Below are 17571 nucleotides of genomic sequence, written 5' to 3' on the forward strand. Positions count from 1 at the left end.
CTCACTAGAATAAATAAAAAAAGGAGCGCTTAATCATTCTGCGCCCCCATAGATGATTTGAAACAATTTTCTCAATCAATTCAAATAACACTCACTAATACTGAAAAGTAGAAAACGGTGATATTCCATAATTTATTAGAAAACGGAGCCCGCAACACGCGTGGCTCCGTTATTAGGAAACACCGGAGAAGGCAAAACTGTTCCTGGACAGTTGGTACTACTGGGCGACGCACAGCCAAATCCCTGATATGGTGAAGGCTGCGAAAACCATTCGTCAGCATGAAAAAGGAATCTTACGATGGTTTACATCGAAAGTGACAAACGGCATTATGGAGGCTATTAACGGCCTCATTCAAAGCGCTAAACGACGTGCGCGCGGCTACAGGCCGGTCAAAAACCTAAAAACGATGATTTATTTAATTGCAGGTGGACTGAAGTTCAAAACAGTCGAAATTTAAAACAAAAAAGAACCGCGATCAGTTTGGAGCCACAACCCGCTCATCTCACCGAACACGATTCCCTTGTCCAAGTTTTATAGATTTATATTACCCATGTGAAACTGCGAATAGCCAGTATTTCAATCGTCGAAGAAGCAATAAGTGCATCTTTGCTAGCATCCGTCATATTTCGTTTCATATCTTGAGGAGAAGGCAATCCTTCTTGTTGCTTTCTAAGCATCTCAAGTTAAACATTTACTATTTTAATGGTATATGTAATAATTAGGATAAGCCGGAAAGAGGGAGGAAGTGTATGAAGTTCTACTGAACTTGTATGGACTGAACTTTATAACAAGCTTTGCACCAGAATTAAAATACTATTTAGAAAAGAGGTTATTATGAAAAAGATCTCATTAATTTTGTTTGCGGTATTCATGCTTCAGCTCTCTATTGTCTCAGCAGCGTCTGCAAAGAGTACGCTCGTAGCTGGTGAAACACTTGAAAAAGGTCAAGTGTTAACTTCGAATAATGGTATATATTCCCTCATCTTTCAGAACGATAGAAATCTAGTACTTTATAAGAATTTCAATAATACCACAACGTCTCTCTGGGCTTCAGACACTGTTAATTTTCATGCTGATTATTATGATTCATCTGCTGGTTATTACAAATCATATTATCCCGAATATTTAGGTTTCGCCGCAAACCAACCTCCTTCTTCCCCACAAGCTCTTGGTTTACAAGAAAGGGTAAAAGGCTATACTATATGGAGATTTGCTCCCGAATTATGGGCTCCAGGCCATTACGGAAGAAATAATGTGCCAGCTGACCTTTCTGGCGACATTCTAGTTGTTCAAGATGACGGTAATGCAGTTGTTTATAACACAAAGCACGCTGATAAAGGCTGGTATCCTGTCTGGGCTACAAATACTGGCGGGCGTTAAGTTTATTATGAGAGCCGCAGTTTAATGTGGCTCTTTTTTTGTCAAGCCACGTGTCTCTCCCCCCAAATAATTTTATTTTGCTTTAAACTTTATCACTTTGGATCCTTGCGTTCAGATATAAATGGTAACGGGTCAAAGCCTGGAGTTTATCCAGAATTTGACCCGTTTTCTTGTATTATCTTAACTTCAACGTGAAAACCAGAGCAGCTCTGGAATTTCACACAGCTGAAAAAAAGCCAGGGGCATCGCCCTGGCTTTCTTTTATGAACATCTGCTGTAGCCGCAGTTGGCGCAGTTCTTGCAGCCTTCGCTGTTGATCAAGGATGCTGAGCCGCAAGATGGGCACAGGTCCTTCGACGCGGACGCGTCCTGAACAGGCGCGCTATGGCTGTGGCCTCCGTCGCTGTAGCTGCTGGCCGCAGCAGGTGCCGGGGCATCCGGCACTTCGCTGGTCGCGGTCACGAAACTCCGCGCATCGTCCGATTCGTTCATCACTTCGTCGTGCTGCTCGAGCGCTTTGGCGACCGCGTCCGCGATCGATTCGACGCGGTTGTTGCCGAAACCGATAGCGCCGGAGCCACCGATGCCTTTGAGATGCTTCACGAGCAGCTTCACTTTATCGCCGTGATCGCCGTACCGCAGGAACAACGAGCACACGCGGCCCAGCGCCTCGGACATGGCGAATACGTCGGAGCCTGCCTTGCCTACGTTCAGGAAGATTTCGCTTGGCGTGCCGTTCATATCGTTAATCGTAATATACGCCATGCCGAAAGGCGTGTTGACTTTATACGTGGCGCCGCGCAATACTTGCGGACGGCGTTTGTATTGTTTATCGAAAACCTGCTCCGTTTTCGCGTCTACATTGACGGCGAGCTGACTCGAAATGTCGGCGAATGTTTCGGCTTCCTGCTCTTTCGGCGATTTTTCCGCCGGCGCCGCAGCTTCTTCCTTCTTCTCAGCGCTGGTGCTGAGCACCTGCACGTCGCGGCTGCCGTCGCGATAGATGGTTACGCCTTTGCATCCGAGATCGAATGCCAATTCGTACAGCCTTTTCGTTTCTTCCACCGTAAAATCGGACGGGCAGTTGGCAGTCTTGGAGATCGAGCTATCCACCCACTTTTGAATGGCGGCTTGAGCACGGATATGGTCTTCCGCGGTCAGCGACATCGCGGTGACGAAGTAATCCGGCAAGTCCTGATCCGGATGCTGATCTTTCCACTCCTGTGCGATCGGCACATACTGTTTATCAAAGCCAAGGCGGCTTTGACGGTAATACTCGAAAGCGAAGTAAGGTTCGATTCCCGTGGAAGTGCCTACCATCGTTCCCGTACTGCCGGTAGGAGCCTGGGTAATGACCGTTACGTTGCGCATGCCTTTCTTTTGAATAGCGGCTCCGACTTCGGGATATACCTGAGTCATGTTTTTCATAAAGCCGCTTTGCAAAAACTTCTCAGCATGGAACTGTTTGAAGGAGCCTTTTTCGCCTGCAATTTCCGCTGACGCCAGATACGCTTCTTTGGCCATGAAGCCGTAGATCTTGTCCAGGAATTGCAGCGACTCCGGGCTGCCGTAACGGATTTTCAGCTTAATCATCAGCTCTGCCAGCCCCATGGTTCCTAAGCCCACGCGACGCTCGCCCTGCTGATTGAGCCGGTTTTCTTCGAAATGATACGGCGTTTTGTCAATAACGTTGTCAAGGAAGCGCGTCGAATAACGAACGACTGTAGCCAGGTCTTCCCAATCCACATCATGCTTGTCGGCATCGTAAAACTTGGAAAGATTAATGGCCGACAAGTTGCATACGCCCCACGCCGGCAGCCCCTGCTCGCCGCACGGATTCGTGCAGATGATCGGGTTGAAGTACCAACTGTTGGACATTTGGTTGTAATATTCCATGAACACAACGCCGGGCTCCGCCGATTTCCACGCCGATTCGATAATCGTATGCCATACGTCGCGGGCCCGCACGGTGCGGTAATGCTTAACTTCTTTGCCGAGCTTTTTCCAGGCGTCGAGATTGCCGTCCCACTTGTCGTTATATTCAGGATCAGTCGTATCCGGGAACACAAGTTCCCACTCCAGATCTTCTTTCACAGCTTTCATAAAACCGTTGCTGACGCAAACGGACAAGTTCGCGTTCGTAATCTGTCCCATCGTGGATTTCACGGTAATAAAATCCTCCAGGTCCGGGTGCCAGTCGTTGATCATCAGCATAAGCGCGCCGCGGCGGCTTCCGCCCTGTTCGATCAGCCCTGTCGTATAGCTGAACAATCCGCCCCACGAAACCGCGCCGCTGGAAGAACCGTTAACGCCTTTGACAACGGAACGCCGCGGGCGCAAGGAGGACAGATTGATGCCAACGCCGCCGCCGCGGGACATAATCTCGGTCATTTCGCTCAATGTGCTCATAATTCCGCCGCGGCTGTCTTGCGGGGAAGGGATGACGTAGCAGTTAAACAGCGTCAGCTCGTCGCTGGCATCGGCACCGGCCGCAATCCGGCCGCCCGGAACAAGCTTCCAATCGTCGAGAATGTACCGGAACTTCTCTGTCCATTCTTTCTTTTTCTCCGGGGTCGTCTCTACGGAAGCCATCGCTCCCGCCAGCCTGTCCCACATTTCTTCGGGAGTTTTTTCTATATTTAAAGTGAGCTTCTCCACCGCGGATTCGACGACTTCGCCGCTGCGTGTCCTCACCTTGACCGTTTTGCCGTCGCGGCTTATGATTTCGCCGACTTCTTTAGCTGGAAATTTGGGATCATCTTTCGTCAGAACAAGCACGGTATCGCCAACCTTGGCCAGGCTGGTATCCGCATTTTTAAGCGCGTACCGGTCCAAAAAGATTTTCTCGCTTAAACCATCCAACTTCTTCCTTGTTTGCATCATTTCCAACAACAACACCCTCCCAATAGGCCTCAAAATTATGCAACAACATAGGTCAAGCATATCTTGATAAAATATGTAGAAGCACAATATATTGTGTGCGAGTTCCATTATACAACACTATATTTTGTGCATCTAATAGGTTTTGGACTAAATTCGGCGATTAGTGCAAGCTTATATTCGTTTTTCGGATTTTTCCTTGCTATTGCTCTCTATCTCAGATTTATTTTATCGCTCAGGATATTAATCGCCGGTCAGTTTTTTGCCGTAAGCGACCTTCCAGGCAGGACGCGGCCCCCCGGCTGTAACCCGAATTTCGGTTCGTTTTTCATAGATCCAGTATACCACAAACCGACAAAAATTAGAACATAGGTTCGTAAGTTTTTCTTTTTTCGTTCGAGTTCTGCAAAGCTAAAGGATGCCCTCCATCGAAGATGAGCGACCGCGTTCAGAAGACAGATTGATTCGCCAATTTGCATGCTTGCTTTTCACGATTCGGCTATGAAAAAAAAGGATCGCCGCCCGGTCGCCTCAATCATTGGTTCGGAGAAAGACCCGGAATCGGAAAGTCGACTGCCCCACAAGGCCTCATATGGGGTTCGCCCCCTGCACGCCGGATGAGGTACTCATTGGGAAATCAGCGGCACTGATACACCGGAAAACCTGCGAAAGTCAGATTGCCGAGAATGTGACGTGGCAAGGGAATCAGAGAAGGCGCGTCCCCTGGCAGTACGAGTTTCAGTGCAGCAAAGTGGGGGGGTGAGGCGTCTTGGCCGGAAGAAAGTCTGCAAAAGTGCAGGCTGCCCGAGCAAGTCGCGACACTCTACGAGGGCTAGGAGAACGAGTGCGGCTAATTTGGGGACAGCCGCCTTTTCTGGGCTTGCGCCTCTCCAGGTATAGGTCGTGGGACTGCACGACTGGACAGAAATCAGCTTGCTAGGAAAAAAACTGCGAAAGTGCATGCTTTTTCTCCGAAATTCGCTTATTTTGGCGAAAAACCTGCAAAAGTGCAGGCTTTTTCGCTGAAAGTGAGCATGAGTCCATGTGTTCGGTGAAAAGCCTGCACTTTTGCAGGAATTGTTCGTGGACAGCCAGCGATCAAGGACGCAAATTCATGTATTTTTGCAGGTTTTTTCGTGCGGCCAGGCAGATTATGGCTATCTCCTCTAACGTGGGGGTTTTTCAACAGCTTGCGAAAGTGCAGATTTTTTCGCTGGGAGCGGCCCATTTCGGTGAAAAACCTCCCACAATTGCAGGAATTGTTCGTTTGTCAGCGTATCTGCAGGCAAAAGACCTTTTTATCAGGTTTTCTTCGTACAACCAAGCAAATTGTGCTGCCGGCTCCGACGTTCGGGGTTTCCGGCAGGGCAGGTTCTCGCGCTCCCAACCCGCTCACGACCGGCCAGGCCTGTGCCGGTTTTGCATCTTTGGGCGGCAGCAGCGCTAGCAAATCATACATCACCCTCGCGACCTCCCCTCGCCCATACGGCACAGCAAAAAAAGCCCATTTGCATACATGCAAATGAGCTGAAACTTTTTTTCACACATGAACGATATGCTCCCTGACATCCTGCCAAAGCTTCAGCTTCAGCACCTCGGTTCCGGCCAGCATCATGATGCCGATGCCGTGGTTGTCGTTTAGAACGGTAAGCAAATCCTCTTTGTAGTATTCCGCCGTAAACGAGTACCGCGAGCCGCTGCATACGCCGTGAACGTTGCCTTGGCTGTCGATCGCCAGCCGGGTCAGGCCTTCCCACGCCTTAAACGCGGCTTCCATATACGGCGCCGGGTCGCTGAGCCAGCCGAAACGGACGCCTCGCGCGAAAGCATAGGCGAACATGGCCGTGCACGAGGCCTCCTGATACGCTTCGGGATCGTTCAGCACTTGATGCCACAATCCGTTGTCTCCCTGCAATTTAACGTAGCCTTCGCACAATTGATGGAAGAACTCGATCAGAGCGGGACGGTCGGGATGCGCTTGCGGCAGCGCCTCCAGCACTTCCGACAGGGAGAAAATCGTCCAGCCGTTTCCCCGTCCCCACGGAATTCCGGTCGCCCGGCCGTATTTAAAATCAAATACGTGCGACATGATTTTTTGCTCGGGCATGTACAAATAGCTTTTGAACAGCAGGAACTGTCTGGCGGCCTCGTCCAAATACGCTGTGCTTCCCTTAATTGCGGCATATCTCCGCAAGAAAGGCGTGCTCATGTACAAATCGTCCGCCCACATCGTATTTTCCGCATACTCCCCCGGGCATTCCCGGAAAAAGACGCCGTCCTGCTTTCTTTCCAGGCGGTTGGCAATAAAATCAGCGATGACGTCAGCGATTGCAACAAAGCGGGAATCCTCGCACTCCGGATAAGCTTCCAGCATAGCCGATCCGAAAGAACCGCAGTTGTCCAGCATGCGCATGAGCACCAACTGCTGGTTCAGCGCCGGAAATCCGTACTCCTGCCGATCCCAGAGCGAGTATTCGTACATGTCCGTACAAGCGCGAATATGCGAAACCGCATATTCGATGAGGTCCGGGCGATCCAACACCCGGCCCGTCTGCAGCAGTCCGTACATCGTCACGCCTAGCGGGTAATCCCATCGGCCGAAGTTCGTCGCTCCGCTCGTCGTCCATTTATTGCTGAGCATCGCATTCTCATAGAACGGGCGGGGCCGCGCACCAGGCGCGTCCAGCTGCCAGTAGACCCGGCCCGCTCCGCCGTTCTCCGTGCCGGACGCTTCGTCCAGCAGCCGCGACATCGTCATGATGCCGGAAGGCTTTCCGGCATCGTTCGCGTCAACGACTCCGGCGTAGAGCCAGGGCTCCGCGTACCCTTGAATGGGGCACGGCTGCACGAAAGCGCATAAAGCGCCGCCCGCAAACAGGCGGAGCGAGAAGCCCCAGCGGTCCGCTCCGCATACGCTTTTGACCAGCACTTGGCGCTTGCCGGAAGGAAGCTCAAGGTCCGTTTGAAAATCTCCGGCCTGCTTGCACACCGCCACCTGCTCGCCGTCGATCCATACCGTCAGAGGCCCTTCGGCACGCCCCTCCAACCGGCAGGCTTGACGGCCGCCCGTTCCGGGCACGGCGGCCAAGGTCCAGCCGTAAGCCGCGCCGCCCAGGCGGATGCCGAACAGCCGCTCGCACGGCAGCTTGTCCTGCTCCTCCGGGCTCCAGCTTGTACGTGGCAGCCAAGTCACGCCGCTGCCGATCTCCGTCGACAGCAGATCGGGGAACGCCCCGCCCGCGAATATGTCTTCGTCGCAAGGCTCGGAGAATACCCAGCCTGCCTGGCCCTGGCGCTCCGCGAACGGAGCGAGCACGTTCAGGATGCGTACCTTGGCCTCCTCGGCGCCGATCCGGCAGCCGAAGCCTGCGGGCGTTTTGCGCAGCTGAAAGGCCAGCATGTTCCAGCCTTTGCGGAAATCGAGGCTAAGCTTGACTTTCGCATCCGGCTTGATCTCGTCGATTACATTGGATCGGTACGCCAATTGCCCGTTGAAGTAAAAACGCAGCGGCCCCAGACAATTGATGCCGATTTCCAGATTCCGCTCGCTCTCGCTCCATACCAGCGCGCAGGCGTACGCATATTGGCCCACCCGGGCGTCAGGCAGCTTGTCGGCCAGATTGATGTCGTACATCCCTTCGGCCGTCTGCAAAATCCCTGTTTTGTAAAAAGCGCGGTACATAAAAGGGGCGGCAGGATTCGCCCCCTTGTAGCGGTCGGCCAGAAGCGTCAAAATAGCCTCGTCCTTGTCACTGAACCTGTAATGCGAGCTGTCCAATTGTTCAAAATATGCTGTCAATCCGCTCATCCTTTCCAAAGGCCTGTTTCGTTTCTCCTCCGCGTGTTCCGGTACGCATCGTCCAGTACGCATGTTCCCGCAAGTTCCAGCGTGCTCCGGCACGTTCCGGTACCTAGCTCTACTTCACATGTTCCATTAAAGCAAATGAATCGTAAAAGTTCTATCAAACGGCGTCAGCAGGTTCACATGAACGTACTTGCAGCCGCCGGGGTGCTGGTCCTCCCGCAGACCCGGCAGCCAGTGCTCGTAGGCGCCCCCGGTTATTCGTATGGCGTTCCGGCCCGACTTGTACAGACAAGATCCGCTCTGCAGGAAAAACCGGCCGTCGCCCGAAGCGTGCAAACCGTCGCCTTCAAGCGTTCCTTCCTCGCCGAAAATGAAAGTAAGCTGCGTGTAAACGTCCTCGCGCTCATCCGACTTCACGCGGATCGACCACTCGGCGCCCCGCTGCGTCAGCTCCGCCTGAAGTTTGTGCGTTTGCACATGAGTCATTGGCCTGTGCTGGTGCGGGAGCAAATACCACGGGCTGACCCCTTCCGGCCTGTTCGCTGCCTGGAGATGCGCTGCAGGAATCGGCCCGTTGTAGCCCTTCTCTAGCGTCGCCGCCAGCCGGAACGCCGCCGCATCGCCATCGCCGAGACGCTCGAATTCGTCGAATTTGACGATGCCCGGCGAAAATGAGGTGGACAGCTTCACGCCGAGCAGCCGGGCCTGGCCGTGCCGCAAAGAGAAGAAAGACGGCGTTCCGGCCATGACCGTTACGCTGTCCTCGCGCTCGCGGATGCGCACGACCGGGCTTCCGAAGGCGAAGTGCATGCTGCTGTGCTGAATTTTGGAATGGTGGCCGACTGCGTCCACCTGTTCCAGATGCTCTTTGAGCGGATGCCGACCGTTAATAATCTGAAAATAACGGTCAGGCAGCGGCGCTCTTTCCAAACCGTCCAGATGGATGTCGGGAAACAGCAAATACCCCAGCATCGCGTTATGATGAGCTGTGGATTCCCCGATAAAGCTTCCCGCATAGTCGGACATCGCCGCGAACAATGGGTCGCGGTCGAGCGCCGCCATCAGGCGGTATATGAGAAAATATCCCGACATGTCGGAGGGCTGTCCGAAATCCTGACGGCCGGAATATTCGGTCACCACTTCCCCTGAAGGGTGGACCAGGTACACCATCATGCGCAAATTCCGCCGCACGGGCTCAAGCAGCTCGGGGCGATTCAGCAGTTTTGCCGCATGGTACAGGGCGATGTCGCTTACCGCATTGTAAATGCCGTTGCTCCGCTCCGTCCACTCCCCGTCCGACGTAATATCCATGCCTTCGGCCAACCATTCGTCAGCTCTTGCCACAAGCTCGGGCAGGGCGAATATGTCATGCAAAAAAGCGAGCGCCGCGGTTATGACCCAGCGGTGGTTCGGGGTATGACAGCCGCCCGTCAGCATGGCCGGGACCGTTCTTTCCAAAAACAGCTTCAGCTTGTCGGCGACAGGCTGCGTCCCCTCCTGCCGATGCTTTTGCAAAAGCTGATACACCGGAGCTGCGATGCCGACGACAAAAGCGGTATCCGGCGGGGAATTGAAATTGGTAGAACCAAGAGAGATCGTGCCGTCCGCGTGCTGGCGATTCAGCATAAACGCGGCTGCACGATCTATAGCTGTCAAAAGTCCGCTATCCTGGTAGTAAGCGGAATCCGGGTTCAGAAGCGCGGGAACCCATTGGGCCAATACGGCCGCGGTTCCTACGTGGCTTGGCCTGGCAACCCCGCTAACGGGGTCGGTAATGCCTCCGTAGAATCGGCTGTCCGGATCGGTGACCTGCCTTTCCAAACCGGCTGCAGTCCATTTATTGTTGATTTTTACTAAATCCGCATACATCCTATTCACCTCTCAAAATATTAGCTTCCGCTATGCGATTCGCGAATCTCGGCAAGTCTGGCTGCAATCCGCCCGGGAATTTCCTCCAGCAGCTCCGACCAGGGAACGAAAAGCTCCTTGTCCAACCGGTACTCGTTATACGTCAAGGACGGCTTAAACGCACAGGACCGCAAATAAGCTTCGACCAGCTTGTTCGTAGCCTCGTCCGTAGTAACCCGCCCCTCCAAAAAATAAGGGACCGTCAAGCCGTCCGCTCCCGCATCTTCATCCGCAGCCGTGAACAAATGAGGCACGAGCTCGAAAAACTCGGCGACCGGGCTGAACGCATGCTTGCCGGGCTGCGAGTACAGCCGCACGTGCGTCTCGTCCGCCAGATTGCTGCGATCCTTCAACAGCCCTTTCAAATATTTGCCGTGAAAGCTCGCTTCGCAATCGATCACTTCCCCCTCATGCCCGACATAGACCCATACATGCTCAAGCTCATACAAATGCTGGATATCGTAGTCCCAATATATCGCATACTCGATAACCCGCTTCAGACGCGGGTCGCGAAAAGGGAACGATCTTCGAAACGAAGGGGACGCCCCTTCGCGCTCCAGCACCGTCACCCCGACGCGAACCGGGAAGAAGGGCTCCCGGTCGTCAAAGTATATATACGGCGCATAAGTTTGGATCAGCTCGAGATCCATCAGTCGGCCACCTTCCCCTTGCCCGCGCCCCGGCCGCCGGCTATCCGGCTTGTGATTTGCGCATGGCTCTCATGAATCTCGTCCGGCTGACAAGCGGCCTTCAATTCATACACTTTCAGAGGAGCCTGCTCGATCGCACCCAGAAAATGATCGAAGTACGTTTCCTTGCTGTGCACGTAAGGACACCAGTGATCGGACAGCTCCAGCGTTTCATGAATGTGCACGCCGTAAATATAAGGCAGCACCAGCTCCAGCTCGCGCAAATTGTCGTAGAGACCCATACGGTCCATCATCATGGCGTGGCCAATATCGTACCACAGCCTTACAGGGCTGCCCTGCAAATGGTCGCAAATCGCCTTCGCTTCCATAAGCGAAGGCATTTGATAGCAGCGCGAGCGCGTTTCAATGCCGATCTTGATGTCGTACCCTTTTTTCGCGGCATGCTCGCACACTTCTTCCAGACTGTCCTGAATCCGTCTCGTATACTTCGGACTGCCTGCCTCCCGCTGGTCCAACATTTCCCGCCACAGCTTCTGATAAGCCGGGGAATCTTTGCCCTGCTCGCGGTACAGCTTTTTCAGCTCTTCGTCGATGTTGTAGGCAAAAGGCACCTCGCCCGGATGCACGACGACCGCCTTCGCCCCGTACCTGTCGGCGTATTCGATCGATTGAATGAGCAGTTCGATAGAACGCCGCCGCTTGGCTTCATCGTCAAAGCCGAGCATGACCGAATCCGTATCGTAGTCTTTATCGGCGATATACGGGAACACGTTGTGCACGCTCGATATCGCGATTTCGCCTTTTTCGATCATCGGCTCGATCGTTTTCAGATGCTCCGCCTTAATGTTGTAGTTCAGCTCCACGAAGCGGAAGCCCAATTCCTTGATCTCTTCGATCAGTTCCCGCCCGCCGGACGGATGCTTCTTGATGTTCCAGCAGGTCGAAAATGAATACTCGCCTTTATCCGGCATATGAATCCTCCTAACCTTTGACAGACCCGAGCATAATGCCCGACACAAAATATTTTTGCAGCCACGGATACACGATCAGAATCGGCACCGTAGCGAACATGATGCTCGCCGCTTTCAAGCTCTCCGGCAGCACCTGCACCATCCGCGTGCCTTCCATTTGCAGCTGATCCGTGATCTGGCTGTTCATGATCATCTGGTACAGCTTGAGCTGGAGCGGATACAATTCCGGGTCCGTGATGTAAAACAGCGTATCCATAAAACCGTTCCAGCGGTTGACCGCGTAGAACAGGCTGAGCGTCGCGATGATCGGCATCGAAAGCGGCAGCATGATGCGGATCAGCGTGCCGAAATGGCTGCTTCCGTCAAGCTCGGCGGATTCCTCCAGACTTTTCGGGATCGACTGGAAGAAAGTGATCAAAATAATCAAATAAAACGGATTGATCATGAGCGGCAAAATGAGCGACCAGGTGGAGTTGAGCAAATGCAGTTCCTTCACCAAAATATACTCCGGAATGATGCCTCCGCTGAAAAACATCGTAAATACGATCAAATACATGAAAAACTTGCGGCCTTTCAGCTCCATTTTGGTCAGCGGGTAGGCGGCTATAATCGTCATCGCCATGCAGATGACCGTAAACAGAACCGTCAAATAGATCGAATAACCGAGCGATTTGAGCATCATCGAGTCCATCAGCACCCGGGTATAAGCTTCAAAATTGATATCGACGGGAAAAATGCTGACTTTGCCGGTCAAAATCGGCGCATTAGAGCTCAGCGAGATGGAAATGATATGCAGGAAGGGCGCCAAGCTAAAGAACAAAAACAAAATCAAAAATGCGATGTTGATCATATCGAACGTACGGCTGGCCGCTTTGGCGTTCATAATTCCACTCCTTTCCGGGACAAGCGTCTACACAATGCCTTGGTCGGTCGTTTTTTTGGAAATATAGTTGGAAGCGAGAATGAAGACTAGGCCGACAACGGCCTGGAAAAATCCGACCGCCGTAGCGACGGAATATTCGCCCGCCTGCATCCCCATTTTATAGACGAAGGTACTCAGTACTTCCGAAAACTCGCGAACCTGCACATTGCCGATGACAAACGGGCGGTCGAAGCCGATCTGCACCATCTCGCCCAGCTTCAAAATGAGCAGAACGACAATGGTCGGCTTGAGGCCCGGCAGCGTAATGTGCCAAATTCGTTTGAGGCGTCCCGCCCCGTCGACTTCCGCCGCTTCGTACAGGTCCTTGCTGATGCCTGTCAGCGCCGCCAAATAAATGATCGTGCCCCAGCCTGCGCTTTGCCAAACACCCGTAACCAAATAAGTAAGCAGCCAGTAATATTTATCCGATAAAAACGGAATCGGTCCGATGCCCAGATTGCCCAGCATCAAATTGAGAATGCCCGTATTCGTGCTGAATACTTGGTAGACGATTCCGCCGATAATGATCCAGGATATGAAATGCGGCAAATACAGTATCGTTTGCGAAATCTTTTTAAACCAGGCCGCTCTGAGCTCGTTCAGCATAATGGCAAGCAGAATCGGCGCCGGGAAGGAAACGACGAGATCGAGAAAATTGAGCATGAACGTATTTTTAAGCGCGATGTAAAAATCTTGCATTTTGAACACGGCCCGAAACGAATCGAGCCCGATCCACGGACTTTCCGTAATCCCTCGAAACAGGTTGAAATCTTTAAAAGCGATCAAGACTCCGTACATAGGACCATATTTGAAAAGGATAAAAAAAGCGACCGGGAGCAGAAGCATGGCATACAGCTGCCAATATCTGATCATGTACACATTGAACCGTTTCAATCTTTGCACCCTCTTTCGCTCAAATCGGCAAATGTGCGGCTTCATGCATGAAAACCGGTTCAGTCTTCATGCATGAAGCCCGCATCCATCCGTTACTTCTTCATGTTTTTGTAGGCTTCCGTGCGTTCTTTTTGAATCGCTTCTCCGCCGTTGGTCATGTAATCCTTCAGCATGTCGTCATACGTTTTGTCAAAGTCGGCCGGCTTCGCCAGAATCGATTTGACCAGAAGCTGCTCGTATTTGTCGGCCAGCGCCTTGCCGTATTTCGACTCGGCCTCGATCGGATGGTCGAAGCGGAGCGGTGCGATTCCGTCGGCAAGCCCGTTCTTGGACGCTTGAGCCGCATCTTTGCGACGGTCTTCCGGTAACGCCAGCGCCAGCGCTTCGGTGTTTTTATCGGCACTGCCGAAGTCGGTTCCGTTCGTTACGAGGACGTAGTCGCCGAAGTTGTAGAAGTTCTTTTTCGTTTCCTCGTTGTCCAGCGGCACCGGCAAACCGTTAACAGTCGTGTAGTTTTTGCCTTCTACGCCGTAGCTCATCGCGTACATGACGTCTTTTTGCGCCATCCAATCCAGGTATTGCACCGCTTCGGCGGCGTTTTTGCTGGACTTCGGAATAATAACGTTAATACCCGCAGGGATATAAGAAGGCTTGGCATGCTTGCCGTCCGCGTTCGTATACGGATCGATCGGAGTCAGCTTGGCGCCCGGCACCGTTTTTTGCAGCACCGTGTACGTGTCAGGCGGCTGGATTTTGTAGGATTCGCCCGCATCTTCCCCATACATGCCGACTTTTCCGGTGGCAACGTCCTGATACAGTTTCTTTTTATCTTTATCCAATGCGAAATCGGTGCTCATCAAGCCTTCGTTATACAGCTTGTTCAGGAAGCGGACGCCGTCCTTATGTCCGGGCAGCAGAACCGGATAGTCTCCCGAACCGAGCTTTTGCGTCAAGGTGTAGCGCTCTTCGTCCGTCGTGTTTTTGATGAACGTCCAGAGGATCGGCTCATAGGACGAAACCGCCAACGAGAATCCGAGCGGAATCGTTTGGTCGCCTCCAGGCTTTTTCTCCTTGAACGCTTTCAGCGTCTGGTACACCTCGTCCGTCGTTTTCGGAGCCGGGAGTCCGAGCTTGTCGAGCCAATCCTGGCGAATTTCGGAGGAATATTTGCCCAGATAAACGCGCTTGGCCGGGATCGCATATTGCTTGCCGTCAAACGTTCCATACGCCAGCGTATCTTTGCCGAGATAGCTTTTCAGGTTCGAACCGTATTGGTCGATCAAACTGCCGAGCTCGGTAAGCCCGCCCTGCTGCACATACTTGTACACGACGTTCGAATCGTAAGTGAACACGATATCAGGCGCGTCGCCGCTTGCCATCAGCACGTTCAGCTTCTCCACTTCCTGCGATCTTGGCACAGGCACGTATTCAACCTTAATGTTCGTTTTCTTGGTAAAATTGTCTTCCACGTACTTCGTAATATAGTTGTTTGTGACAGACATGCCTGCCGGGGAATTGCCGCGGTCGAACACCTCGACTTTAATCGTCACCGGTTTCTTTGCAGCGGTTGATGCGCCTGCCGTCTCTTTTGCTGTCTCTTTGGCAGTCGTTTGACCCTCCTTGCCGCTAGTGCATCCGCTCAGAACACTGACCGTCAGAATGGTGCTCAGGACGGTGAATACGGTCCCTTTAAGCGCTTTCTTTTTTACCATAGCCAATCCTCCTCAGTTCTTTCGCTCTTCATTCGCCTGTACCCGAACGGCCGGAGCCGCCGGGCTTGCGGTGAATGTATCTCAGTTATAACGGCACCATGGGCAAAGGGTCAATCAACATCATTCAGCCGGGTGAACAATATTCAGAAACGCCCGATAAACCGTTTTCCGTCAACATACTTTTTCGCTGTTTATCACGTATTCATGTATTTGCGGTAGTCTCCGGGCGTTACGCCGACGACTTTTTTAAACGTTCTGCCAAAAGAGATCGCATGCAGGTAGCCGACTTTGACGGCGATATCATTGATCGATTCATCGGTTTGCAAAAGCAGCGTCTTGGCATGCTCCATCCGCAGGTTCACGAGGAAATCGACGAATTTCATCCCGAACTCTTCCTTGAACAGCTGGCTGGCATATTTCCCGTTCACGCCGAACATGTCGCTGATGTGATTCAACGAAAGATCCGGGTTCGCATAGTTGTCCTCGATATAGGTGCGAATCGCGCTGATCATGCCGTAATGCGTATTCGATTCGCGGATCGCCGCATACTGCCCGTATAGCTCTTTGAGCAGGGCAACCATCTGCGGCCGAATCTGCTCCAACGTTTCTGAAGACTCCGTCAGCTGAAGCAAAGACGGCGATATTCTCTCCGACCACGCCCGCGAAGCCTCGAGCGGCAGCTCTTCCATTTCGCTGTTAAAAAGGCGGATTAAATAGTGCAGCACGTAACGGATTTCAACGTCCTGAAGCGTCTCTTCCTCCAACTCGTCGAAAAATTGCTCAAGCTGCGTCTCCCACGACGCATGCATAAGGCGAAAATCGGGGACAAGCCGGTTGCCCATCTGCACGTATTTGTGCGTATCGTTCGATGCCGTGCCGGTCAAATCGCTGTAACGGAGCACGCGGTTGGCGCCTTCGGACATTTTGTACTGCAGCGCCGTAATCGACGCTTTGAACAAGCTGTGGATCGAGCCGACATCGCCGGTTACGCCGCCGAGCCCGACCGTAACGGACTGCTTCAGGTTCACCATGATCCAGGTGCGGAATTTGTCCAACAGCGTATGCCAGCTTTCGTCGATATCGGGCTCCGCCTGACCGGAAATAAACAAAACCGCAACCCGCTGGCCCGAAATCCATTCCGCCCAAATGCTGTGCCCTTCTGTCGCGGCAAATTCGTTGAGGACGTTCATGATGCCGAACTTGAGCAGGCCCTGATCTCCCGGGCTGTATTTGCGCTGAAATTCCGCGTATTGGTCGATCTCTATGACGGCAAAAGCGAGATGGCGGAACTCGCTCGGCAAATGAAGCCGGTCCATGTGCGTCTGCCAATCCTGCAGCTGAATTCTGCGGTGTCCCTCGATCAGTTCCAGGAAAAACTGCTTCCTGCGAACGAGAAGATCTTCCTGATACTGCTTTTCGTACACTTGAGTCCGGTCGATCAAGGTATCCAGCACTTTGCCGATAAAAGCGAATTCGTCCTTGCCGCTGCCTTTCGATTCATGGCGGTTCTGGAAAGCGTTAAGCTGCTGCATGATCGCCTCGATCGGCTTATAATTGCGGCGGGTCATATAAATGATGTAAACAATGCTGATCAAAATCGTCGCAATCCCGATGCCGAGCCACATTCGGGAAATAAAAGAGACCCAGCCGTAAATTTGGCCGACTTTCAGACCGCTTACAAAGTCCCACCCGATATAGTCGGAATGAATTTGCGACATCATCGTTCCTTGCAAAGCGGCGCTCTCTTTCGCATCATTAGCCGCGGCATACGAATAGTTCGGGTACACGCGCTCGTGGTTCCCGCTCCAAATGTCCATAAACGTAATGTTGCTGTTGATCATTTGATCGACAATCCGCAGCAGCACATCGACCCGCACGCTAACGACTACGACACCTTGATCGCCGAAAGGAAGCAGCGCTTTTTTGCTGAGCGTGATCACTTTTTGGCTTGAGTCCGACCCGTATTCCTTGTAATCCCGCACAGCCGACCACTGCATGGAAACCGGCTGGCGGTAAGCTTGCAGCGCGTAATCCTTGTCCGCAAAATTGTCGAGTTTTTCAATCAGGTTTTTGGAAATAATCGTTTGATCTTTGGCCCTGTATAAATAAATCGAATAAATCAAGGAATTGTCGTTGATCATTTTGCCGAGCTCTCTGGATGTGTCGTAATTGACAAGTCTTTGATCCGAATTGTTGTCTGGTTCAAAAAACGCTTTCAATTTATCGTTGTTGCCGATGCCGTCCAGCACCGTCTGTTCGATTCCGCGAAGCGAAGTTTCCATTGAATTAATGACATAATTGGAAAAGATTTGATTGGCTTTCTCGGTTTCCTTCACCGATATTTCGTTAATGACCGAAACGGCAATAAAAATAATCATCGTCGTCGTGATGACGAGAGCAGGAAAATAAGACAGCAATAACCGGTTGTACCATGTTTTCTTCATAGCA

General features: G+C 52.4%; 12 protein-coding genes and 1 pseudogene. 2 read left to right on the top strand and 11 right to left on the bottom strand.

Translation table 11 applies throughout. From position 1 onward, the window contains the following. Window positions 1-191: 191 nt before the first annotated feature. Window positions 192-458, top strand: a pseudogene (locus AC6RNO_RS11540) (ISL3 family transposase); the annotation flags it as partial. Between the two features lie 377 nt (window positions 459-835). Next, on the top strand, window positions 836-1381 hold the full coding sequence (locus AC6RNO_RS11545) for a hypothetical protein (protein ID WP_474679315.1): 546 nt from the start codon (window positions 836-838) through the stop codon (window positions 1379-1381). Between the two features lie 261 nt (window positions 1382-1642). On the opposite strand, the gene AC6RNO_RS11550 is transcribed toward AC6RNO_RS11545, so the two are convergent. From AC6RNO_RS11550 to AC6RNO_RS11600, 11 genes are all read right to left on the bottom strand, one after another. Beyond that, complete coding sequence (locus AC6RNO_RS11550; protein ID WP_474679828.1) at window positions 1643-4264, bottom strand: adenosylcobalamin-dependent ribonucleoside-diphosphate reductase; 2622 nt, start codon at window positions 4262-4264, stop codon at window positions 1643-1645. Between the two features lie 979 nt (window positions 4265-5243). After that, window positions 5244-5489: a hypothetical protein gene (locus tag AC6RNO_RS11555; protein WP_497105526.1), complete on the bottom strand. Its 246-nt coding sequence runs from the start codon at window positions 5487-5489 to the stop codon at window positions 5244-5246. Window positions 5490-5531: 42 nt separating this feature from the next. Next, the gene (locus AC6RNO_RS11560) at window positions 5532-5723 is read right to left on the bottom strand and encodes a hypothetical protein (protein WP_497105527.1); all 192 of its coding nucleotides are present in this window, start codon (window positions 5721-5723) and stop codon (window positions 5532-5534) included. 78 nt (window positions 5724-5801) lie between these two features. Then, the gene (locus tag AC6RNO_RS11565; RefSeq protein WP_497105528.1) at window positions 5802-8060 is read right to left on the bottom strand and encodes a glycoside hydrolase family 88 protein; all 2259 of its coding nucleotides are present in this window, start codon (window positions 8058-8060) and stop codon (window positions 5802-5804) included. 135 nt (window positions 8061-8195) lie between these two features. Further along, a complete protein-coding gene (locus tag AC6RNO_RS11570) occupies window positions 8196-9935 on the bottom strand; it encodes a hypothetical protein (RefSeq protein WP_497105529.1) in 1740 nt (579 codons plus the stop codon). Between the two features lie 20 nt (window positions 9936-9955). Further along, window positions 9956-10624, bottom strand: coding sequence for a hypothetical protein (locus tag AC6RNO_RS11575; protein ID WP_474679319.1), 669 nt, complete (start codon window positions 10622-10624; stop codon window positions 9956-9958). Next, complete coding sequence (locus AC6RNO_RS11580) at window positions 10624-11595, bottom strand: sugar phosphate isomerase/epimerase family protein (RefSeq protein WP_474679320.1); 972 nt, start codon at window positions 11593-11595, stop codon at window positions 10624-10626. Before AC6RNO_RS11580 ends, AC6RNO_RS11575 begins: the two co-directional genes overlap by 1 nt. 10 nt (window positions 11596-11605) lie before the next feature. Beyond that, on the bottom strand, window positions 11606-12478 hold the full coding sequence (locus tag AC6RNO_RS11585; RefSeq protein WP_474679321.1) for a carbohydrate ABC transporter permease: 873 nt from the start codon (window positions 12476-12478) through the stop codon (window positions 11606-11608). Between the two features lie 27 nt (window positions 12479-12505). Beyond that, window positions 12506-13390: an ABC transporter permease gene (locus tag AC6RNO_RS11590; RefSeq protein ID WP_474679829.1), complete on the bottom strand. Its 885-nt coding sequence runs from the start codon at window positions 13388-13390 to the stop codon at window positions 12506-12508. 113 nt (window positions 13391-13503) lie between these two features. Next, window positions 13504-15123 carry an extracellular solute-binding protein gene (locus AC6RNO_RS11595; protein ID WP_474679322.1) on the bottom strand — a complete coding sequence of 540 codons (1620 nt, stop codon included), beginning with the start codon at window positions 15121-15123 and terminating at the stop codon, window positions 13504-13506. Between the two features lie 194 nt (window positions 15124-15317). Next, window positions 15318-17567 (bottom strand): helix-turn-helix domain-containing protein, encoded by a 2250-nt coding sequence (locus tag AC6RNO_RS11600; protein ID WP_497105530.1) that lies wholly within the window; start codon window positions 17565-17567, stop codon window positions 15318-15320. Window positions 17568-17571: the final 4 nt, after the last annotated feature.

It is taken from the genome of Paenibacillus sp. sgz302190 (genome assembly GCF_059820445.1).

Coding starts and splice junctions, on each gene's coding strand:
- AC6RNO_RS11545 (WP_474679315.1), top strand. CDS start 836: ATGAAAAAGATCTCATTAATTTTGTTTGCGGTATTCATGCTTCAGCTC.
- AC6RNO_RS11550 (WP_474679828.1), bottom strand. CDS start 4,264: ATGATGCAAACAAGGAAGAAGTTGGATGGTTTAAGCGAGAAAATCTTT.
- AC6RNO_RS11555 (WP_497105526.1), bottom strand. CDS start 5,489: ATGGGCCGCTCCCAGCGAAAAAATCTGCACTTTCGCAAGCTGTTGAAA.
- AC6RNO_RS11570 (WP_497105529.1), bottom strand. CDS start 9,935: ATGTATGCGGATTTAGTAAAAATCAACAATAAATGGACTGCAGCCGGT.
- AC6RNO_RS11575 (WP_474679319.1), bottom strand. CDS start 10,624: ATGGATCTCGAGCTGATCCAAACTTATGCGCCGTATATATACTTTGAC.
- AC6RNO_RS11580 (WP_474679320.1), bottom strand. CDS start 11,595: ATGCCGGATAAAGGCGAGTATTCATTTTCGACCTGCTGGAACATCAAG.
- AC6RNO_RS11585 (WP_474679321.1), bottom strand. CDS start 12,478: ATGAACGCCAAAGCGGCCAGCCGTACGTTCGATATGATCAACATCGCA.
- AC6RNO_RS11590 (WP_474679829.1), bottom strand. CDS start 13,390: ATGATCAGATATTGGCAGCTGTATGCCATGCTTCTGCTCCCGGTCGCT.
- AC6RNO_RS11595 (WP_474679322.1), bottom strand. CDS start 15,123: ATGGTAAAAAAGAAAGCGCTTAAAGGGACCGTATTCACCGTCCTGAGC.
- AC6RNO_RS11600 (WP_497105530.1), bottom strand. CDS start 17,567: ATGAAGAAAACATGGTACAACCGGTTATTGCTGTCTTATTTTCCTGCT.